The organism is Ruegeria sp. O6 (genome assembly GCF_056535045.1).
On the sequence record NZ_JBQERM010000004.1, the window covers coordinates 188554 to 208887 of the forward strand.

Below are 20334 nucleotides of genomic sequence, written 5' to 3' on the forward strand. Positions count from 1 at the left end.
TGGGCCTAACCTGCGAACATGCCTCGCAACGCGCGTGCCTCGCGCCCGGTCAGGCAGCTTAGGCGCGTTTGGGGGTGTGGTCCTGCGTCTGAACGCAACACCGGAAAGAGCGCGCGCAGTTCATCGACATCGTCGCGATGCAGTGATTTCAGCGCCATGTCACCCGGAAACAGGCTTTCGCTTTGCAGACCGTGCGATGTGAGGATCACATGTTCGGCGCAGGCGATGTGATAATATGTCACCGCCTCGCCCGTGGTCACTTGCCGGATGGTATCATCGTTGACCAGATGAATGGCCGCGCAGAACACGCTTGGTGCGCCAAAATAAAGCTCGGCCCGCCAGCCCCCCAGCACAACCCGGTGTTGCGGAGAGAGGTAAAGATCCCTGTCCGGCAGGCCCTTGCCCAACGCATCGCGCCGGATGCAGACCGGGTTGAATTGGGGCCAGACGCGCAGGATTTGCGCGCTGAGTGTTCGTTTGCCGATCCATTCGATGGGCAGCGGGGTCCCGCCGGCTACGCAAACCCGGTCGCCCACGGTCAGATCTTCGACCGGGCGCGGGCCGCGATCCGTTTCGATCAGGGTGCCCGAAACAAAACAGGGCGGATCGGTCGGGTTCAGATCACTCGGGGTGATTTTCCAGTTGCCAGTGGTCATCGGACCGGTTGGGTTATTGGCATCCCAGGCGTAGATTTGCCCGCCGACCTGAATGAATTCTCCGGTTTCCCCGGTTCCGCGGTAGTTTCCTTGCCCCAGATAGGTGTAAGGCTGGAAAGTCGCGCCCCCGTCAAACGACACCATCGATCCGCTGATGATCGCGGATTGTGTCGTGTTCTGGACGATGAGATCGTTCTGGCCCGTTGTCTTGGCCGTATGGAGAAGAACGCTAAATGCCACCTGGCGTCACCAAGGCCATGTTGGCAGATATCGACGCCTGCTGATCACTCGACCCAGAGCAACATTGCAGACGGAGCCGCACCCGGCATTCCCGTTTCACCAACACCCGATCACTTATAAAACGCCCCATAAGACCATTTTATATGTCTGATAAGGTCACTTTCCACAACATATAGTTTGCCGAATGCCCACCTGCATGCAGCATTTCGGACACATGGTTCGGCATCTGCATCCGATCAGGCCGCGCTGTCATTGAGGAACGCAGCGTGATCTGTGCCTTGTACCCGTCGCAGTTGAGGATCACCCGCGCGTCAATAGGGCCAGTTTGAAAGAAAAACCTGCTCACCTTTCCGAGCGGGCGGCTTTCCCTTGCCCTTGCCCGCAATATGTTGCACCACACACGGGTTCAAACCCGGCAATACGGGCCAAAGGATAAGGACAAGGCGAATGGCTGACGGATCGATCGATGTAAACGCAAAACCCACCGAAGATATCTCGGTCCGTGACGTATTTGGCATTGAGACGGATATGAAGGTCAAAGGGTTTGCCGAAGCCACTGACCGTGTGCCCGTCATCGACCCGACCTACAAGTTTGACCCCGAGACGACATTGGCGATCCTGGCGGGCTTTGCCCATAATCGCCGGGTGATGATTCAGGGCTATCACGGCACCGGCAAATCGACCCATATCGAGCAGGTCGCCGCCCGCCTGAACTGGCCCGCCGTGCGCGTGAACCTGGACAGCCACATCAGCCGGATCGACCTGATCGGCAAGGACGCGATCAAACTGCGCGACGGCAAGCAGGTGACCGAATTCCACGAGGGCATTCTGCCCTGGGCCCTGCGCAACCCCGTCGCCATCGTGTTCGACGAATATGACGCGGGCCGTGCCGACGTGATGTTCGTGATCCAGCGGGTGCTGGAACATGATGGCAAGCTGACCCTGCTGGACCAGAATGAGATCATCACGCCGAACCCGTGTTTCCGCCTGTTTGCCACCGCAAACACCGTGGGTCTGGGCGATACCACGGGTCTGTATCACGGCACCCAGCAGATCAACCAGGCGCAGATGGACCGCTGGTCGCTGGTCTCAACCCTGAACTATCTGAGCCATGACGCTGAGACGATGATCGTGCTGTCGAAGGCGCCGCATTACAACACTGCCGAGGGGCGCAAGACCGTCAGCCAGATGGTCACCGTGGCCGACCTGACCCGGACCGCCTTCATGAATGGCGATCTGTCGACGGTTATGAGCCCGCGAACCGTGATCAACTGGGCGCAGAATGCCGAGATCTTCCGCAACGTGGGCTATGCTTTCCGCCTGTCGTTCCTGAACAAATGCGACGAGTTGGAACGTCAGACCGTGGCCGAGTTCTATCAGCGCTGCTTTGACGAGGAACTGCCGGAGAGCGCCGCGAGCGCGAGCTTGGGCTAATTGGTGATACGACTAACGATAGGTGCAGCGTTAATTTCGTTGCCCACTCTGGCGCACGCCGAACTATCTTCAAGCGTTTTTCCGACCGGTGCTTCAGAAATCGAGAAGATCAAACACTGTGTGGCTGTGAACTATGCCAACGCACTAGCTGGACTAGTTGGTTCGGAGATAGCCAACTTGTCCTCCAAGCCACGCGAAATCTACTTTGGCGACACAGTTCAGACCAACCTACCCGCCGACTGGATACTTGAGGCCATAGGAGGAATGTCGGTTTTAGCAGATGCGCAAAAAGTAGCACTCGGCTGGGAAAAAAACTGGCGAAGCCAAGGCGAAACCTACTGGGCACCAATCAAACTTAACGATGGCGAACCTTACAATGTTCACGAAGGCAGACTTCTCGCTGCCCACACAATTGCATGTGCGGAATTCACGCACGCTATCACTATTAAGTATGGTCGCGATTTCTACTCGAAAAACACCCAGGAAGTTTCGCTACCTGAGTATCTCCCAACTGGTGAGTGATTAGCTGGGACTATAAGTTAAATGGGGCAAGTGCATCTGATTGCATAAGAACCTGCTGTACAGGTGTGCTGGTTCGATGGGAAAAGGGGGTTGGCCCTATGGTCAAGGCCCCTGAATAGCACTAGGTTGCCGGGACAGAACAAGACCGGACCTGCCTGATGAGCAAACCCAACGACAACCCCGCTGATCCGTTCAAGAAAGCGCTGGCCGAGGCCACCAAGGTCATGGCTGATGACCCTGAGCTGTCGGTAACTTATACCGTCGATCCATCGGGCCTGTCGGGTGAGTCGATGCGGCTGCCGCAGGTGTCTCGGCGTATGACGCGGGAAGAGGTTCTGCTGGCGCGCGGCACGGCGGATGCGCTGGCCTTGCAGCGCCGGTATCATGATGACGCAACCCATGCGCGCTATGCGCCTCCGGGGGATATGGCGCGGGACTTGTACGAGGCGATGGAAACGGCGCGTTGCGAGGCGATGGGCGCGCGGGACATGCCCGGCACTGCCAGCAATATCGACGTCAAGATCGGGCATGAGGCGATCCGGCGAGGCTATGACCAGTGCAAGCAGCCTGCCGATGCGCCCTTGTCGGTGGCGGCGGGATATCTGATCCGGCATCTGGCCACCGGGCGCGATCTGCCGCCTGCGGCCGAGAACATCATGAACCTGTGGCGCGGGTTCATCGAGGAACAGGCCGGTGGCGTGTTGGAGAACCTTGATGACGTGCTGTCGGATCAGGCGGAGTTTGCCAAATTCGCGCGCCAGATGATCAAGGATCTGGGCTATGGCGACCAGCTGGGTGATGACCCCGACGAGTTGGACGACGAGCAGGAGGATCAGGCCGAGGACGACGCCGAGGAACAACCCGATCCCGACAGCACCGGTCAGGATGATCAGGACGAGCAGGACGCGGATGCGACACCTGAGCAGACGCAGGAAGAGCAGCAGGATCAATCTCAGGCGCAGGTCTCGATGGATGAGATGGCCGAGGATGAGCTGGGTGACGAGGCCGAGATGCCTGATGGCGAAGCGCCGCTGGAGCCGCCTGCCCCGCCGCCCGCATCCGAGGCCGACCCGGATTACAAGGTCTATCTGAGCACGCATGATGAAGAGATTGCCGCTGAGGATTTGGCGGAACCGGCCGAGCTGGAACGTCTGCGGGCCTATTTGGATCAGCAGCTTGAACCGCTGAAAGGCGCGGTGAGCCGTTTGGCCAACAAGCTGCAACGTCGGTTGCAGGCGCAGCAGAACCGCAGCTGGGAGTTCGACCGCGAGGAAGGCATTCTGGACGCGGGCCGATTGGCACGAGTGGTCGCGAACCCCACCACTCCGCTGAGTTTCAAGGTCGAAAAAGACACCGAGTTCCGCGACACGGTGGTGACGCTGCTGCTGGACAATTCAGGGTCGATGCGGGGTCGTCCGATTTCGATCGCCGCCATCTGTGCCGATGTTCTGGCCCGGACGCTGGAGCGCTGCAATGTGAAGGTCGAGATTCTGGGCTTTACCACGCGGGCGTGGAAAGGCGGACAGGCGCGCGAGGCATGGCTGAACGATGGCCGCCCGCAGCAACCCGGCCGCCTGAACGACCTGCGCCATATCATCTATAAGGGCGCCGATGCCCCATGGCGGCGGGCGCGGCCCAATCTGGGTCTGATGATGAAAGAGGGCCTGCTGAAGGAAAACATCGACGGTGAGGCGCTGGAATGGGCGCATCGCCGGATGATCGCGCGGCGCGAGCAGCGCAAGATTCTGATGGTGATTTCGGATGGAGCTCCGGTTGATGATTCAACGCTGAGCGTGAACCCCGCCAACTATCTGGAGAAGCACCTGCGCGATGTGATTGCCATGGTGGAAAAGCGCAAGATGGTCGAGCTGCTGGCGATTGGCATCGGTCATGATGTGACCCGGTATTACGACCGTGCGGTGACGATCACCGATGTGGAACAGCTGGCTGGTGCGATGACGGAACAACTGGCGGCCCTGTTCGACAGTGATCCGCGCGCGCGGGCGCGGGTGATGGGGATGAAGAAGGTCAGCTAGGCTGGCCTTGCCTCCGGCGGGAGTATTTCCCAAAAGATGAAAAGGCGGCGATTTCGACCGCCCGGCTGAGGGAGGTGTAGTATGTTCCAGTCCTTTGAGGTGACCGCGCGGCCCGAGCAGGGGCCGCCGCGTCTGGCTGCGTTGCGCGCGGAGCTGGCGCGCGAAGGGTTGGACGGGTTTCTGATCCCGCGCGCGGATGCGCATCAGGGCGAGTATGTGGCCCCGCGGGATGAGCGTCTGGCCTGGTTGACCGGGTTTACGGGATCGGCCGGGTTCTGTGCTGCGCTGACCGACATGGCTGGTGTGTTCATCGACGGGCGGTATCGCACGCAGGTCAAGGCGCAGGTCGCGGATGTGTTCACGCCGGTGCCGTGGCCTGACGTGAGCCTGAGTACATGGCTGAAAGCGCAGTTGCCCGGTTGTGGTAAGGTGGGCTTTGATCCGTGGTTGCACGCGGCGGGGCAAATCTCGTCCACGCTTGGCGAGCTTGAGGGCACAGGTATCGAACTGGTGCGCTGCGGCAATCTGGTGGACCGCATTTGGGCGGATCAGCCTGAACCGCCGATGCAAGCGGTCAAGGCGCATCCGATCGAGTTTGCGGGCGAAACCGCTGACAGCAAGATTACCCGACTGGCCGCAGACCTGCGGCAGGCCGGGCGAAAGGCCGCAGTGATCACGTTGCCGGATTCGATCATGTGGCTGCTGAACATTCGGGGGTCGGATATCGCTTACAACCCCGTGGCCCACGGGTTTGCGACCCTGCATGACGACGGCCGGGTCGATCTGTTCATGGCAGCGGCAAAACTGTTGGAGGTGCAGGATCATCTGGACCCGAAGGTGACGGTGCACAACCCTGCGGAGTTTCTGGACGCGGTGGCAGCGCTGGACGGTGCGGTACAGGTGGACCTGAGCACGGTGCCGCAGATCGTGGCGGACGCGTTGGGCGATGCCATGGTGGATGGCGGCGACCCCTGTGCCCTGCCCAAGGCCTGCAAGAACCCGGCCGAAATCGCGGGCAGCGCCGAGGCGCATTTGCGCGATGCGGTGGCGGTGGTCGAGACCCTGTGCTGGCTGGACGCACAGCCCCCCGGCAGCCTGTCCGAGACGCAGGTGGTCACGCGGCTGGAAGAAAACCGCCGCAGGGACAATGTGTTGCAGGATATCTCGTTCGATACCATTGCCGGGACGGGTCCGAACGGCGCGATCATGCATTACCGCGTGACGGACGAGACCGACAGCCGGTTGCAGGACGGTCATCTGCTGGTGCTGGACAGTGGCGGACAATATCTGGATGGCACCACCGATATCACGCGGACGCTTGCCATCGGCTCTGTCGGGGCGGAGGAAAAGACCTGCTTCACCCGCGTGCTGAAGGGCATGATTGCCATGTCGATGCTGCGCTGGCCCGCAGGGCTGGCCGGGCGCGATATCGAATGCGTGGCCCGCACGCCGCTATGGGCGGCGGGGCAGGATTTCAACCATGGTGTCGGACACGGCGTCGGGGCCTATCTGAGCGTGCATGAGGGGCCTCAGCGCCTGTCGAAGGTCAGCCATGTCCCCTTGCTACCCGGCATGATCCTGTCGAATGAGCCGGGATATTACCGCGAAGGGGCCTTTGGCATCCGCATCGAAAACCTTGTGGTTGTGGAAGAAGCCCCGGCCCTGCCCGGTGGCGATGCGGAACGCGCGATGCTGTGCTGGCGCACCCTGACATTTGTGCCAATTGACCGCAGGCTGATCATGGTTGATATGTTGACGCCTGACGAACGCCGCTGGCTGAACGCCTATCATCGCGACGTCGCGGAAAAAATCCGCCCAAGGCTGGGACATGACGCGCAACTGTGGTTGGATGCCGCAACTGCGCCGATCTGACACCCGCCTGTTACATAGAACGGGCAGAGGAGAGGCCCCAATACGTCGACGGAAGGAATAGAAATGACTGAGATCACGATCCAAAAAGCGCCGGGCAAATGGACTGTCCGTTCGGGCGGCGCGATTCTGGGCGAAACGAGCAACGCGCTGGAACTGCACGAAGGCGACAAAGCTCCGGTGATTTACTTTCCGCGCGGCGATGTTGCCATGGCATTTCTGGACCAGACCGACAAGGTGACGCATTGCGCCCGCATGGGGGATGCGACGCATTTTTCCATCGTCAACAAATCCTCGGTGACCGAAAATGCGGTCTGGAGTTATGAAGACCCGGTTTCCGCCGTGGCCGAGATCAAGGGATACCTGGCGTTTTATCCGGTGGACTCGGTGAAGGTGGAACAGATTTAAGGGCACCGGACAGGGTTTCAACGGAGGCTTCGGGAGCGCTTGTCCCGGTCGCGGGAGCCTTATGAATGTTCCTCGGCAGCGGTGGCTGCGAGGGCCCGGTTGTACGCCTTGAGCGCGTCGACATGGTAGAGCGCGCCGACGGGTGTCTCGGACCCGTCCTGTTCCAGAACGATAACCGGAATGCAGGGTATGTCGTCACGGTCGAAATAGGGCATCGCGGCCTCGAGCGTGGCGCTGGCCTGAACGCACAGGCCCTGTTCGATCAGGGCGTGCGCCTCGTCCGCAGTGATTGAGCGGTCATCCCCGATAGGGCGCATCACCGCCCCGGCGCGCAGCATCGCCAGCAGATAAGCCTGCGGCCCGGCGGCCAGGTGGACATCGCGGCGTTCCAGCTGGGTCAGGAAGAACGACCGGTCCACAAGGCGCGACGCCAATGCGGTGGATATGGATACAGTCACCATCACGGCAAGGCCGATCTGCCAGTCTCCGGTCAGTTCAAAGACGATCAGAGTGGTCGAGATCGGGGCGCCCAGCACCGCAGCAGCCACGGCGCCCATTCCGGCAAAGGCGTAAAGCGTATGCGTGCCGGACACATCCGGCAGCAGCCCAGTGGCGATCAGTCCGAACGCCAGCCCGGTCAGCGCGCCGATCATCAGGGACGGTGAAAACACCCCGCCCCCCATGCGCCCGCCCATGGTGATCGCCACAGCCACTGTCTTGGTCACCGCAAACAGGATCGCGGTAGTCAGCACCAGATCACCGGTCAGGGCGCGGATCGTGGTCTGATAGCCGACACCGATGATATGCGGGAACCAGATCGCCATCAGCCCCAGCATCCCGCCGGACACGGCCGGGCGCAGCCAGCCCGGAATGGACAGGCGGTTCTGGATATGGCTGCCGATATCTTCAGCAAAGAAGATCGATCGCATCAGCAGCAGCGCGACAAAGCCGCAGATCAGGCCGAGGATCAGGAAGGCGGGAAGTTCGACATAGAATTGCAGCGATCCGGGCGTTTCCAGCGTGAACTCGGTAACGTCGCCATATTCCAACCGGTTGATCACCGTTCCGGCGACCGAGGCGATGACGATCGGGGCAAAGGCATGCACGGCGAAGTGGCGCAGCACGACCTCGAGCGCGAACAGGGCCCCGGCGATGGGGGCGTTGAAGCTGGCTGATACGGCGGCGGCGACAGCACAGCCCAGCAGGTCGCGGCCCGTAATCCCGTCGGCATGGATGCGGTTGCTGACCCAGGTGGAAATCACCCCGGCCATATGCACCACGGGGCCTTCGCGGCCCGTTGACCCACCCGAACTGAGCGTGATCAGCGAGGCAAAGAACGAGGCAATTCCGGCCTTGACCTCGACCCGCCCGTCGGTGATGGCGGATCCTTCGATCACATCAGCGACAGACCTGACGCGCCCGTCACTGGTGAACCGGTTCAGGATCACGCCCACGACCAGCCCACCGATGATCGGGATGATCAGGATCATGAACCACGGCAGTTTCTCGGCATGGCTGTGCAGCAGCAGAACGTCGTCGGTGTCATAGAGATAGGCCTGCAACGCGCGGATGGCCTTGCGGAACCCAAGCGCCATGAAACCGGCGGCGATACCGATGACCAGTGCGATGAACCAGAACTGGATCTGGCTTGGTCCCCGGCGCAGCATCACCCGCCACGCATCCCTGATCGCGGCCAGAGCCTGATTGAGCTGGTTGCGCAGAACGGTGCGGGTCGACTGGGTCATTGGCCCTCGGGGATCATCACGTAACCCTTAGTAAGCCACGGAGCACCCTAATAAAAGTGAGATAGCGACAGTGTGAGGCCATTTCGTGCCACGGGCGCATCAGGCCTGCAGCAGGGCCCGGGCGGCGGCGCGGGCCTCGTCCGTGATGGTGTCGCCCGCCACCATGCGCGCAATCTCGTCCACCCGGTCGGGTTGGGCCAGAGGGATGACGGTGGACAGGGTTTGCCCGTCCGTGACCTGTTTCTGCACCCGCCAGTGATGCGCCGCACGGGCGGCGACCTGCGGGGAATGGGTGACAACCAGCACCTGCCCGCCCTGCGCCAATGACGCGAGCCTGCGACCGACCGCATCGGCAGTGGCCCCGCCGACGCCGCGGTCAATCTCGTCAAAGATCATCGTGCGGGCGCTGTCATCGCCCGACAGGCACACTTTGAGCGCCAGCAGGAAGCGGCTGAGTTCACCCCCTGACGCGATCTTGTTCAGCGGCCCCGCAGGCGCGCCCGGGTTGGTGGCCACGGTAAAGGCCACCGCGTCGGTCCCTTCGGGGCCGGGTTCAGCCGGGGTGAGTTCGGTCCGGAACACCGCGCGTTCCATCTTGAGCGGGGCCAGTTCCGCCATGACGGCAGCGTCCAGCCGCCCTGCAGCAGCTGCGCGGGCCGCGCTGAGGTCGGTGGCGGCATTATCATAAGCCTTTTGTGCCGCCTCCACGGCGGCACGTCTGTCCGCCAGGTCGGCGTCGCCTGCTTCCAACTGGTTGAGGCGGGTGCGCAGAGTGGCGGCAAACGCGCCCAGATCATCCGGGGCCACGTCGTGTTTGCGAGCCAGTGCGCGGATGGCAAACAGGCGTTCCTCGGCCTGTTCCAGTTCCGAGGGGTTGAAGTCCAGCGCCTGAAGGCAGGCGTTCACGCCATCCTGCGCCTCGCCCAGTTCAATCATCGCGCGGCCCAGCGCGGCAATCGGCTCGTCCAGCTGACCGCCTGCGTTGCCGGACACACCTTCCAGCCAGCGGATAGCGTCGGACATCGCCCCTTCGGCACCGTCCCCGGACAGCAGGGCGTAGGCGCGGGCGACATCATCGCGAATACGCTCGGCCCCCTGCATCATGCGGCGGCGGGCATCAAGTTCGGCATCCTCACCAGGCTGAGGATCAAGCTGATCCAACTCGGCAACCGCGTGGCGCAGGAAATCTTCCTCACTTCGGACGGCAGCCAGAGCGGCCTCGGTCTCGGCCAGAGCCTTGCGGGCGCGTGACATGTCGGTCCAGGCCGCACGAACGGATGTCAGCCGGTCCGAGACCCCGGCAAAATCGTCCAGCATGGCCCGGTGGCCACGCGGGTTCAGCAACCCGCGGTCATCATGCTGGCCATGCAGTTCGATCAGGGTTTCCGACAGCGCCCGCAGCACATCGCCCGAGCAGCGGCGGTCATTGACCCAGGCGGTCTTGCGCCCCTCGGCGGTGTTGATCCGGCGCAGGATCAGCTCATCCCCGCCCGGCAAGCCCGCTTCGGCCAGTATCGCATGTGCGGGATGATCGGGGGAAAGTTCGAACTCGGCCACAACCTCGCCCTGCGCCGCACCCTGCCGCACCAGTTCGGCCCGCCCGCGCCAGCCCAGAACAAACCCCAGAGAATCCAGAAGGATCGATTTGCCCGCGCCGGTTTCGCCGGTCAACGCATTCAGGCCCGGCTGAAAACTGAGTTCCAGCCGGTCGATGATCAGCATGTCGCGGATATCAAGGGCGCGCAGCATCGGGTCTTCAGCGTCCCAAGCCTAATGCCATGGCGATTACAACCACTCACCCTTGATGGTCTGACGATAGATCGTGCTGAGCCAGTTGTTGCCACGGCTCTTGAGCTGGAGCCCGCGTGAGGTCAGCAGCTTGTAGGCATCGTCATACCATTCCGAGGATTGGTAGTTGTAGCCAAGGATGGCACCTGCGGTTTGCGCCTCATCCAGAAGGCCGAGGGACAGATAAGCCTCGACCAGACGATAGAGCGCTTCGGCGGTGTGGGATGTGGTCTGGAAATCCTCGACCACGACGCGGAAGCGGTTGATGGCGGCAACAAAGTGATCCTGACGCAGGTAGTAGCGCCCGATCTCCATCTCTTTGCCTGCCAGATGGTCAAAGGCCAGATCGAATTTCAACACTGCCGAGGTGGCATATTCGCTGTCGGGATAAACCTCGATCACGGTGCGCAGCGATTGCAGCGCCTGAAAGGTCAGCCCCTGATCGCGCCCGACCTCGTCAATCTGGTCATAATAGCTGAGCGCCAGCAAATACTGGGCATAGGCCGCATCTTCGTCCGTTGGATAGAAGTCGATATACCGCTGGGCCGCGGCCCGGCTTTCTTCGTAGTTCTTGTCGGAATGGAACGAGAACGCCTGCATGATCAGCGCACGCTTGGCCCAGTCTGAATAGGGATACAGACGCTCAACCTCGGAGAAATACCAAGCCGCGTCATCCGAGCGATTCTGCGACAGTTCGTATTCGCCACGGGTGTAGATCTGTTCCGGTGTGAACCCTTCCAGATTCTGATCCCGGTCCGCGCCCTTGTTGCCAAAAAGGCCGCCTGCGTTTCCACATGCCGTCAAAACTGCTGCCAGAAGAACCGCACCTGCGAATCTGACTGCCGCCTTGCTGCCAACCATACCGCCCATCCTTGTCGTCTTACTTAAGGGGGTTCGCCCCGAATTGAGCCATGGTCTAGCACAGAAAATTCCGGTGCAAAACGCCTTATGCAACATCTGGCGCAAATGTCGTCAGAGTTGATCTGATCAGGCGACTTCGGGAATTTCGTTTACGATCAGGCCCTGCCCCGGCAGGCGTGCGGCCTGTTCCGGCGTGCACAGAACCGGACGCACCGCGCCGGGTGTTTCAAACAGATTGCGCAGCAATGTGTTGGTCAGCGAATGACCCGACTTGTCGCCCGTGAAATGGCCCAGAATCGGCCCGCCTGCCAGATAGAGATCACCCAGAGCATCCAGCATCTTGTGGCGCACGGCTTCGTCGGCGCGGCGGAACCCACCGGGTGTCAGCACCTCACTGCCCTGCACGACCACGGCGTTATCCAGGGTACCGCCAAGGGCCAGCCCGTTTTCGCGCATGGCTTCGACATCAATGCGGCGGCAGAAGGTGCGGCAATCGCTGAGTTCGCGCGCGAACGACCCGTTGCGCATATCCAGCGTCTTGGTCTGGCTGCCGATTGCGCTGTCTTCGAAATCGATGTGAAAGTCGATGATCAGCCCATCCGCGGGCGCGATGCTTGCGCTGGCCCCTTCACGCGATGCGGTGACGGTCTTCAGCACCTCATAGGCCAGCACCGGGCTGGCCTGACGACGCACGCCTCGGGCCATGATACCGCGTACGAAATCGATCGAAGACCCGTCCATGATCGGAACTTCGGGGCCGTCGATTTCAATCAGCGCGTTGTGAACGCCGCACCCGGCCAAAGCAGCCATGATATGTTCGATGGTGGATACTGACACCCCGGCGTCATTCACCAGACGGGTGCAAAGCGGGGTTCGTTCGACCACGTGATAGATCGCCGGGATCATCGCATCGCCCAGATGGATATCCGTCCGTTTGAACCAGATGCCATGACCAGCTGCAGCCGGTTTCAGGATCATGGTCGCAGGCTTGCCGCTGTGCAGCCCGACGCCTTTAAACGTGACCGGAGATTTGAGCGTATGTTGCAAAATGGGCCTCGGCGAGTGGTGTCCAGCCTGCTGGGGCTGTGTTGGACACTCAGTTAAGGAAGCCCGCGTCAAGGCTCAACTCACTCTTTGTAACCGAATGAAACATGTATGTAACAGATCGGCAAAACCCTGCTTACCTATTCGTAAGCCACTGTTTTAAAACGAATTAGGGCCGCCAAATGGCGACCCCATGAGTGGATTTTGTTACCGCGATCAGTTGGCCTGACGGCGCAGGAAGGCCGGAATTTCGATACGATCCTGATCCGGGTCGGCCTCATCGTGAATCGGTGCCGTGGCCTCGGACTGGCGCAAAACGGGCTGCTGACGCGGCGGTTGGGCCGGTGTGTCAGAGGCGTGCCCGGTCATCCGGTCGATCAGCCGATTGAAGCCAAACCGCGAGCGTTCTTCGGGTTCGTGATGCGAAACCGCCGCTTGCGGGCGGGTCGCAGCGGCGCGCTGAGCTGCCGTGGGAACCTTCTGAACCGCTGCCTGCAAACGCTGGAGCGCTTCGGGCGACGGGGTGCCTGCGACAGGCGCGCGCGGGGCAACAAAAGCCTCGGGTGTCGGTTCGACGTGCTCGGGCTGCGGCTCGAATTCGGCGACGCGCGGCTGATAGGCCGGGGGCGGCAGATCGTCCTCATCCCGCTCGTCGAACGGCTGGAACTGCGGCTGGGCGGGCTCTTCCGCGGCTTCAAACAGCGAAGGTTCGCGGTTTTCTTCCATCTGCGGCGCGGGCTCTGCCATTTCGGCGGCTGCGGGCGCTTCTTCGCGACCGTATTCTTCGGCCGAAACGGTGCGGGTCAGCGGCTCGGACATCGAGCGGCGCGCGACCGGAATGTCAGCCGTTTTTTCGGTGGCGTCGATGCCGGTTGCAACAACCGACACGCGCATACCGCCTTCCATGGCGGTATCCAGCGTCGAGCCGACGATGATGTTCGCCTCGGGGTCCACTTCCTCGCGGATGCGGTTGGCGGCTTCGTCCAGCTCGAACAGGGTCAGGTCGTGCGAACCGGTGATGTTGATCAGAACACCTTTGGCGCCCTTGAGGCTGATTTCGTCCAGCAGCGGGTTTGCAATGGCTTTTTCCGCCGCCTGGATGGCACGGTCTTCGCCTGTTGCCTCGCCGGTGCCCATCATGGCTTTGCCCATCTCGTCCATTACGGCGCGCACATCCGCAAAGTCGAGGTTGATCAGGCCCGGACGCACCATCAGGTCGGTTACGCCTTTGACACCCTGATACAGGACATCGTCGGCCATCGAGAACGCCTCGGTAAAGGTGGTCTTTTCATTGGCGAGGCGGAACAGGTTCTGGTTCGGAATGATGATCAGCGTGTCGACGACCCTTTGCAGCGCCTCAACGCCGTCTTCGGCCTGACGCATCCGCTTGGCACCTTCAAACTGGAAGGGCTTGGTCACGACACCCACGGTCAGCACACCCAGCTCACGCGCGGCCTGCGCGATGATCGGAGCAGCGCCGGTGCCGGTGCCGCCGCCCATGCCTGCGGTGATAAAGCACATATGCGCGCCTGCCAGATGATCGACGATCTGTTCGATGCTTTCTTCGGCAGCTGCGGCACCCACGGCCGGACGGGCCCCTGCCCCCAGACCTTCGGTGACCTTCACACCCAGTTGAACCCGCGCCGAGGACTGGCTTTGCTGCAGCGCCTGCGCGTCGGTGTTGGCGACGACAAAATCGACGCCGTCCAGCTGTTTTTCAATCATGTTGTTGACAGCGTTACCGCCCGCACCGCCAACGCCAAATACTGTAATCCGAGGCTTCAGTTCGTCTTGCCCGGGCATCGAAAGATTCAATGTCATGCTCTGTCCGCCTGTATTTATGTTCCGCCAAAGCGGTGTTTTTCTTACCTATCCTTGCTCGATTCTAGCGGGCTGATGCGAAAAGGTCACGTCAAAAATCGCGATTCACCACAAAATATGGAGGAAATAAGGCAGAAACCGGCGGCATTTCGCAGGTACTGCCAGATATAGCGGAAACGCCGGCGACCATCACAAGGCAGACGACCCCGGCGCGAGGACTCAGCCGTTCGTCACGCTTTGGTCGACCATCATTTACACTGCGGAAAACTGCTCAGGTCCTGCCGCGAGGCCTCTGCCGGGCCTTGTGGATATCTTGAGGGATAAATCGACGCGCTGCAACCGGATTTTTCAACTGAGCGGTGCACTTGGACAGTTGAGGCTGGTTTCGGTGATGCTGCGCACCTCCTGGATTTCGCCATCTGCAAACGAGGCCAGACGCACCATCAGACGGCCTTCGTGCAGGAAGGGCCACCAGCAGACGGGAATACCATCCGGATCGTTGTCATAGAGAAAGCAGATCTGACCGTTTGGCGTGGTGATCTGCCCATAGACACAGCCCTGCCCCTCTTGCCGCCAGACCGAGATGTGACGGTTCAGAAATTGCTCGGTCCCGACCAGATCGTTGCTGCGAATCTCATGGAAGGTGAGCGTTTTGCCGACGGCGGCATCCAGAAATGCCTCGGGCGTGATGATGGTCTGGGCCGAAACCCATCCCGGCAACAGGGCCGCACACAAAGCGGCCCGGCACAGGGGGCTACCAATTGTCACGGAACCACCGGACGGCCCGCTTGAACGGGCGCGCGGCGTAGGTGTCGACCGGGATTTCGAAATCCCACCATTCGTCCTGTGGGTGCGCCGCAAACAGGCTGAGCCCCACGGAGGACGAGAACGCCGGACCTGTCGCCGATTGCGGCAGGCCATGCACCCGCAGCGGGCGACCCAGACGCACGCGTTGACCAAGGATGCGGGTCGCCAGACCGTCCAGCCCCATGATCTGACTGCCGCCACCGGTCAGAACGATCTGCTGGCTTGGCATGTGTTCAAACCCGGCCGCATCCAGACGCACGCGGACCTCTTCAAGGATTTCCTCGACGCGCGGGCGCATGATGCCGATCAACTCGGCCCGGCTGACGGTGCGGCGGTCGTGTTCCCAGTCACCGGTATCGCCGCCGATATCGATCATGTCACGGTCATCAGCGCCGGTCGCATGAACGCCGCCATTGAATGTCTTGATCCGTTCCGCCACTGCCGCGGGCACGCCCAGCCCCATCGAGATATCGGCGGTCACGTGATCGCCGCCCATACGCACGCAATCGGCATAGATCATGTGTTTCTTCATGAAGATCGAAACGCTGGTGGTGCCGCCGCCCATGTCGATACAGGCCGCGCCCAGTTCCTGCTCATCCTCGACCAGCGCGGAAATTCCCGAGACATAGGCCGAGTTTGCAATCCCGGCGAGTTCCAGATCGCAGCGTTTGATACAGCGCACGATGTTCTGGATCGCCATCGCATCGACGGTCAACATGTGCATATCGACCGCAAGGCTTTGGCCCATCTGCCCGCGCGGGTCGATCAGGCCCGAGCGGTTGTCGAGCGCAAAATTGACTGGCTGTGCGTGCAGCACTTCACGCCCGTCGCCGTAATCCGGCACGTCACAGGCGTTCAGAACACGGCCCACTTCGGCCTCGGACACCAGTTGGCCATCCAGATCGACCTGCGCGTCCAGCCCGTAAGAGCGCGGGTTGGCCCCCGAGAAACAGGCGATGACGTGATCGACGCGAATATCGGCCATCTTCTGCGCCGCTTGCAGGGCGGTGCGGATGGCGCGTTCGGTTTCCTGCATGGCGGTGACTTCGCCAAACTGTACGCCGCGCGAACGTGTCGTTGCGGCCCCGATCACCCGAAACCCCGTCTGCCCCGCCATTGAGCCGATGGTGTTATCTTCACTCAGCCGGCCCGATCCGTCGAAACGCAGAACGAGGCAGGCAATCTTGGAACTGCCCACATCCAGAATCGCGATCACACCGCGTTGCAATGCCTGGCGCCGCATCTGACGCATGGCGCGTTGGGACTGATAAAGATCGGTCATCATGCTCGTTACTGCCCGTTACTCATTGTCACTTTTGTATTCCACCAGTCTTCGCTGGCGGCTTTGGTCATTCGAATGGTGGGACGCTGGCCAAGGCGCATGTCGACCACGGCCACGTCGCGTTCCAGAAGGTCCTGCACCTCGTTCACCGCAAGCACGCGTTCCAGCGCGCGCACCGGGCGCTCGGTCGGCAGCATGATGCGCTGGCCACGGTCGAGGACCAGATCCCAGCGCCGTTCACCCACGCGCACCAGCCCGCGCACACGATTGCCCAGGCTGCGGGCGGTCTGAAAAATCTCGAGCGCCTGCGCCACATGGGCATCCGCGCCCGCGCCCGCGATCAAAGGCAGGTCGGCATGGTCCTTGCGAGAGGTGGTTTCCTTGACATGCGCGCCGGTCTCGTCGAGCAGTTCGAGCCCGTCATGCGTCCGCCAGACAATCACGGGCTGACGCTCGACCACGTTGACCTGAAGGATGCCGCCCGGACGGATGCGTACGGTTGCCGATTTCACCGGATCAAGCCCGGTGATCGTGTCGCGCATCTGTTCGACATCCAGATCCCAGGAACTGATCGGAAAATCCAGAGGCACGACCTCGCGGATATCATCGGACAGGCTGGTGCCTGCCCCGTCGATGGCCATCAGGTTAACCATGAACTCGGGGCGTTCCTGAATCGAGGTGCGAATATCGGCGATATACGTGCCAAGCGCTTCGCGCCGGTCCTGAGAGGCAAAATAGACACCAATTGCCGCAGCAATCGCACAGATCGGCAGGCCAAGCTTGACGCCCAGACGGATACCCGGTGTCAGCATCCAGCGCTGAAGACGATAGCTGAGGCGCGACGGGGCCGGATCGCTGCGGCGTGCGGTGCGGGAAAACACCTGCGCCCCGCGCAGACGCAGAATGGGCTGGGTGTCATGCGGCTCCGAATCTGCCGAGGCAAAATCGGCATCCGGCCCGGCAAGGGGTTTGGTGCGATGGATTTCCAGAGAGCGGCTGGCGATTAACGGTTGCATGAGGCGTCCTCAACCATCCAGGCGCAGAGCTGGCCAAATGTCATGCCCAGATGCGCGGCCTGTTCCGGGGCCAGTGAAGTGGGCGTCATGCCCGGCTGGGTATTGGTTTCCAACAGAAACAGCCCATCAGCACCCGCGCTGTCATCCCAGCGAAAATCGGTGCGGCTGACGCCCCTGCAGCCCAAAGCATCATGCGCGCGCAGGGCATAATCCATGCAGCGATCAAAGATGTCCTGTGGGATATCGGCAGGGACCACGTGCCATGATCCGCCGGGTTTGTACTTGGCGTCATAGTCGTACCAGCCGCCATCGGTCATGATCTCGGTCACGGTCAGGGCGCGGTCGCCCATCACGGTCACGGTCAGCTCGCGTCCGGCCACGTATTTCTCGACCATGATCTGGTCGGGCATGTCTTCGGACAGCTGCGGCGGGCCATTGGCGTTTTCGTGGACGATGTAGATACCGACGCTGGACCCTTCGTTATTGGGTTTGGCTACATAGGGCGGTTCCATCACGTGGGCGCGAGTCACCTCGGCACGCGGGACGATCACACTGGGGACAACGGGCAGACCTTCGGCCTGATAGACGTCCTTGCTGCGTTGCTTGTCCATCGCAAGGGCCGAGGCCAGAACACCCGAATGGGTATAGGGAATCCGCATCCATTCCAGCATCCCCTGCACGCAGCCATCCTCGCCCCAGCGGCCATGCAGGGCGTTGAAAACCACATCCGGCTGAATATCCAACAGGCGCGCATAGAGGTCGGGACCTGCGTCCAGTTCGACCACTTCAATACCTTCTCCCACAAGGGCGGCCGCGCATTCGCGCCCAGAGCTGAGAGACACCTCGCGTTCCGCCGAGGGGCCGCCCATCAATACCGCCACTTTGGGGTTTGTCCTGCTCGACATACCCAATGTGCGCCTCAATGTCCCCGGACCTTATGTGGTGGTCCGTACTGCGTTTATGCCTTTGATCCGTCGCCTGAATTTGCCTGTTTTGGTCTGACGGTCGGGGCTTTATTCTTTTAGCGGATCACCGACCCGCATGATTTCCCACTCTAGCGTGATGCCGCTTGTTTCGTAAACCTTTTTTCGCACCTCTTCGCCCAGACCTTCGAGGTCGTCAGCGGTGGCGGTGCCGGTATTGATCAGGAAGTTCGAGTGTTTCGGGCTCATCTGTGCCCCGCCGCGTGTCGCGCCGCGCATTCCGGCATCGTCGATCACTTTCCACGCCTTGAGGTCATGCACGTCATCAGCCTGCCCGGTCGAGGAAAAACCGGCCGGGTTGCGGAAGGTCGATCCGGCGCTGCGGTCCTTGGTGGGCTGGGTTTCGTCACGCTTCTTCAGTTGCGCTTCCATTCGGGCATGAAGGTCATAGGGATCGCCGGACGGGCCTTCGAACGTGGCCGAAATCAGAACGGCGCCTTCGGGCAGGTCGGACTGGCGATAGCGAAAGTTCAGATCCTCGGTCGTCAGGTCCCGCAGGTCGCCCTGCCGGGTGACAATGGTGGCCTTGCGCAGCACGTCCGCCGTGTAGCTGCCGTAACAGCCCGCATTCATCCGCACCGCGCCCCCGATCGAGCCGGGGATGGTACGCAGAAAGGTCAGGTCCACACCCGCATCCGCGGCCTTGCGCGCAACATGCGCGTCCAGTGCGGCAGCGCCCGCGATGACCGTATTGCCCTCAACCGAGATGGCGTTGAACCCGCGCCCCAGCCGGATCACCACGGCCCGCAAGCCACCATCGCGCACGATGAGGTTCGAGCCGACCCCCATCGGGAAGACCGGCACACCATCCGGCAGATCGCGCAGGAAGGCCTGCAAGTCTTCGATATCGGCAGGTTGAAACAGGTAATCCGCCGGCCCACCAACGCGGAGCCATGTGAGGTCAGACAGGTTGCGCGCTTTGGCCAGGCGGCCCCGGACATCGGGAAGAACAGGGGGAAGCGGAGTCATGTAGTCGCGCGCACCGCCAGGCTGCGCCCACCGACCCCGCCCATGATTGCGGCAAAAAGGAAGGGGAGTACACCGGCAGTCAACCAGACCAGCGGGCCGAACGCCTTGTCTTCTTCACCCGTTCCGACATCGGCCAGCACGACGATCAGCCCCAGACCAACCGCGGATGTCAGCCCGATCAGCCACAGAAGGCTGCGCAGGCCAAGCCAGCGGCCCGCTGTAAACCCGGCAGCGGCACCCAGAACGAAGGAAACAAGCGGCAGATAGGCAAATGTGGCGATTGTCGCCATGACAGATCTCCTGAAGTTGGCCGGTTATTCTTTGGCCGCCTTCATGCCCTGCATTTTCGACTTTGTCCAACGGGTCAGATAAATCACCGGCCAGCGCAGCACGGACATGCCCATTGCCAGCACCAGCATCCCGATCCAGGGGCCATTTTCATAGGTGACATAGCCGACGATGGGAATGCCCACGATGATCAGGATATAGGCGCGCGTCCAGTGGTTGTCGGTGCTGGGGATCAGCGCAAGAACGTTGGCAGCAAAGCCCCACAGGGCCGCCAGAGCGATAGACCATGTCATTCCGCGACCTCGCGCCCTGTCCATTTGCGCCAGTAATACCGGATGGGGTTGCGGAACATCGACACGAACCCGGCAAATGCCGCGACCGACCAGAACCAGCCGTGGACATATCCAAGCCATACGACCAGCAACGGTGCGCAGACCAACAGGACAAACCCCGGCGGGAATTGCAGCCGCATCGGCAACATTGCCACGATGGTGGCGCAGATCACCCAAAGCGCTGCAAAGATCATCGAATAGTCCATTCGCCCCTCCGAGGACACGCGACTGTT

Annotated in this window: 19 protein-coding genes; 5 read left to right on the forward strand and 14 right to left on the reverse strand. The window is 61.5% G+C overall.

Features of this window, described 5'->3' with window-relative positions; translation table 11 throughout:
* Positions 1-5 precede the first annotated feature (5 nt).
* On the reverse strand, positions 6-896 hold the full coding sequence (locus ACR0DY_RS07715; protein ID WP_480545741.1) for a Hint domain-containing protein: 891 nt from the start codon (positions 894-896) through the stop codon (positions 6-8).
* 447 nt (positions 897-1343) lie between these two features.
* Here ACR0DY_RS07715 and cobS point away from each other — a divergent pair, with 447 nt between their 5' ends.
* The 5 genes from cobS to ACR0DY_RS07740 all read left to right on the forward strand — a co-directional run bounded on the left by cobS (position 1344) and on the right by ACR0DY_RS07740 (position 7165).
* The gene (gene cobS, locus ACR0DY_RS07720) at positions 1344-2330 is read left to right on the forward strand and encodes a cobaltochelatase subunit CobS (protein WP_209504507.1); all 987 of its coding nucleotides are present in this window, start codon (positions 1344-1346) and stop codon (positions 2328-2330) included.
* Between the two features lie 39 nt (positions 2331-2369).
* The gene (locus tag ACR0DY_RS07725; RefSeq protein ID WP_480826228.1) at positions 2370-2852 is read left to right on the forward strand and encodes a hypothetical protein; all 483 of its coding nucleotides are present in this window, start codon (positions 2370-2372) and stop codon (positions 2850-2852) included.
* A 158-nt stretch (positions 2853-3010) separates the two neighbouring features.
* The gene (cobT, locus tag ACR0DY_RS07730) at positions 3011-4888 is read left to right on the forward strand and encodes a cobaltochelatase subunit CobT (RefSeq protein WP_480545744.1); all 1878 of its coding nucleotides are present in this window, start codon (positions 3011-3013) and stop codon (positions 4886-4888) included.
* A gap of 81 nt (positions 4889-4969) precedes the next feature.
* Positions 4970-6760, forward strand: coding sequence for an aminopeptidase P family protein (locus ACR0DY_RS07735; RefSeq protein WP_480898047.1), 1791 nt, complete (start codon positions 4970-4972; stop codon positions 6758-6760).
* Positions 6761-6823: 63 nt separating this feature from the next.
* Positions 6824-7165 (forward strand): DUF427 domain-containing protein, encoded by a 342-nt coding sequence (locus tag ACR0DY_RS07740; RefSeq protein ID WP_209504510.1) that lies wholly within the window; start codon positions 6824-6826, stop codon positions 7163-7165.
* A gap of 59 nt (positions 7166-7224) precedes the next feature.
* On the opposite strand, the gene ACR0DY_RS07745 is transcribed toward ACR0DY_RS07740, so the two are convergent.
* From ACR0DY_RS07745 to ACR0DY_RS07805, 13 genes are all read right to left on the reverse strand, one after another.
* Positions 7225-8910 (reverse strand): chloride channel protein, encoded by a 1686-nt coding sequence (locus ACR0DY_RS07745; protein WP_480898051.1) that lies wholly within the window; start codon positions 8908-8910, stop codon positions 7225-7227.
* Positions 8911-9009: 99 nt separating this feature from the next.
* On the reverse strand, positions 9010-10659 hold the full coding sequence (recN, locus tag ACR0DY_RS07750; protein ID WP_480898053.1) for a DNA repair protein RecN: 1650 nt from the start codon (positions 10657-10659) through the stop codon (positions 9010-9012).
* Between the two features lie 36 nt (positions 10660-10695).
* On the reverse strand, positions 10696-11559 hold the full coding sequence (locus ACR0DY_RS07755) for an outer membrane protein assembly factor BamD (RefSeq protein WP_267363885.1): 864 nt from the start codon (positions 11557-11559) through the stop codon (positions 10696-10698).
* Between the two features lie 126 nt (positions 11560-11685).
* Positions 11686-12606 (reverse strand): UDP-3-O-acyl-N-acetylglucosamine deacetylase, encoded by a 921-nt coding sequence (lpxC, locus tag ACR0DY_RS07760; protein ID WP_267363883.1) that lies wholly within the window; start codon positions 12604-12606, stop codon positions 11686-11688.
* 213 nt (positions 12607-12819) lie between these two features.
* Positions 12820-14424 (reverse strand): cell division protein FtsZ, encoded by a 1605-nt coding sequence (gene ftsZ, locus ACR0DY_RS07765; RefSeq protein WP_480898056.1) that lies wholly within the window; start codon positions 14422-14424, stop codon positions 12820-12822.
* A 348-nt stretch (positions 14425-14772) separates the two neighbouring features.
* Entirely contained in the window at positions 14773-15192 is a 420-nt protein-coding gene (locus ACR0DY_RS07770; RefSeq protein WP_209597776.1) for a hypothetical protein, read from the reverse strand.
* On the reverse strand, positions 15179-16513 hold the full coding sequence (ftsA, locus tag ACR0DY_RS07775; protein WP_209504922.1) for a cell division protein FtsA: 1335 nt from the start codon (positions 16511-16513) through the stop codon (positions 15179-15181). Before ftsA ends, ACR0DY_RS07770 begins: the two co-directional genes overlap by 14 nt.
* Before the next feature lie 8 nt (positions 16514-16521).
* Positions 16522-17529: a cell division protein FtsQ/DivIB gene (locus tag ACR0DY_RS07780; RefSeq protein ID WP_480898059.1), complete on the reverse strand. Its 1008-nt coding sequence runs from the start codon at positions 17527-17529 to the stop codon at positions 16522-16524.
* Positions 17517-18434 carry a D-alanine--D-alanine ligase gene (locus tag ACR0DY_RS07785; RefSeq protein WP_245222549.1) on the reverse strand — a complete coding sequence of 306 codons (918 nt, stop codon included), beginning with the start codon at positions 18432-18434 and terminating at the stop codon, positions 17517-17519. Before ACR0DY_RS07785 ends, ACR0DY_RS07780 begins: the two co-directional genes overlap by 13 nt.
* A 108-nt stretch (positions 18435-18542) precedes the next feature.
* Positions 18543-19481 carry a UDP-N-acetylmuramate dehydrogenase gene (murB, locus tag ACR0DY_RS07790; RefSeq protein ID WP_480481851.1) on the reverse strand — a complete coding sequence of 313 codons (939 nt, stop codon included), beginning with the start codon at positions 19479-19481 and terminating at the stop codon, positions 18543-18545.
* The gene (locus tag ACR0DY_RS07795; RefSeq protein ID WP_480481853.1) at positions 19478-19771 is read right to left on the reverse strand and encodes a hypothetical protein; all 294 of its coding nucleotides are present in this window, start codon (positions 19769-19771) and stop codon (positions 19478-19480) included. The genes murB and ACR0DY_RS07795 overlap by 4 nt, the downstream gene beginning before the upstream one ends.
* A 24-nt stretch (positions 19772-19795) precedes the next feature.
* Complete coding sequence (locus tag ACR0DY_RS07800; RefSeq protein ID WP_480481855.1) at positions 19796-20062, reverse strand: DUF2484 family protein; 267 nt, start codon at positions 20060-20062, stop codon at positions 19796-19798.
* Complete coding sequence (locus ACR0DY_RS07805; protein ID WP_480545749.1) at positions 20059-20307, reverse strand: DUF2484 family protein; 249 nt, start codon at positions 20305-20307, stop codon at positions 20059-20061. The genes ACR0DY_RS07800 and ACR0DY_RS07805 overlap by 4 nt, the downstream gene beginning before the upstream one ends.
* Between the last annotated feature and the right edge of the window lie 27 nt (positions 20308-20334).

Coding starts and splice junctions, on each gene's coding strand:
- cobS (WP_209504507.1), top strand. CDS start 1,344: ATGGCTGACGGATCGATCGATGTAAACGCAAAACCCACCGAAGATATC.
- cobT (WP_480545744.1), top strand. CDS start 3,011: ATGAGCAAACCCAACGACAACCCCGCTGATCCGTTCAAGAAAGCGCTG.
- ACR0DY_RS07735 (WP_480898047.1), top strand. CDS start 4,970: ATGTTCCAGTCCTTTGAGGTGACCGCGCGGCCCGAGCAGGGGCCGCCG.
- ACR0DY_RS07740 (WP_209504510.1), top strand. CDS start 6,824: ATGACTGAGATCACGATCCAAAAAGCGCCGGGCAAATGGACTGTCCGT.
- ACR0DY_RS07745 (WP_480898051.1), bottom strand. CDS start 8,910: ATGACCCAGTCGACCCGCACCGTTCTGCGCAACCAGCTCAATCAGGCT.
- recN (WP_480898053.1), bottom strand. CDS start 10,659: ATGCTGCGCGCCCTTGATATCCGCGACATGCTGATCATCGACCGGCTG.
- ACR0DY_RS07755 (WP_267363885.1), bottom strand. CDS start 11,559: ATGGTTGGCAGCAAGGCGGCAGTCAGATTCGCAGGTGCGGTTCTTCTG.
- ftsZ (WP_480898056.1), bottom strand. CDS start 14,424: ATGACATTGAATCTTTCGATGCCCGGGCAAGACGAACTGAAGCCTCGG.
- ftsA (WP_209504922.1), bottom strand. CDS start 16,513: ATGACCGATCTTTATCAGTCCCAACGCGCCATGCGTCAGATGCGGCGC.
- ACR0DY_RS07780 (WP_480898059.1), bottom strand. CDS start 17,529: ATGCAACCGTTAATCGCCAGCCGCTCTCTGGAAATCCATCGCACCAAA.
- ACR0DY_RS07785 (WP_245222549.1), bottom strand. CDS start 18,434: ATGTCGAGCAGGACAAACCCCAAAGTGGCGGTATTGATGGGCGGCCCC.
- murB (WP_480481851.1), bottom strand. CDS start 19,481: ATGACTCCGCTTCCCCCTGTTCTTCCCGATGTCCGGGGCCGCCTGGCC.
- ACR0DY_RS07795 (WP_480481853.1), bottom strand. CDS start 19,771: ATGGCGACAATCGCCACATTTGCCTATCTGCCGCTTGTTTCCTTCGTT.
- ACR0DY_RS07800 (WP_480481855.1), bottom strand. CDS start 20,062: ATGACATGGTCTATCGCTCTGGCGGCCCTGTGGGGCTTTGCTGCCAAC.
- ACR0DY_RS07805 (WP_480545749.1), bottom strand. CDS start 20,307: ATGGACTATTCGATGATCTTTGCAGCGCTTTGGGTGATCTGCGCCACC.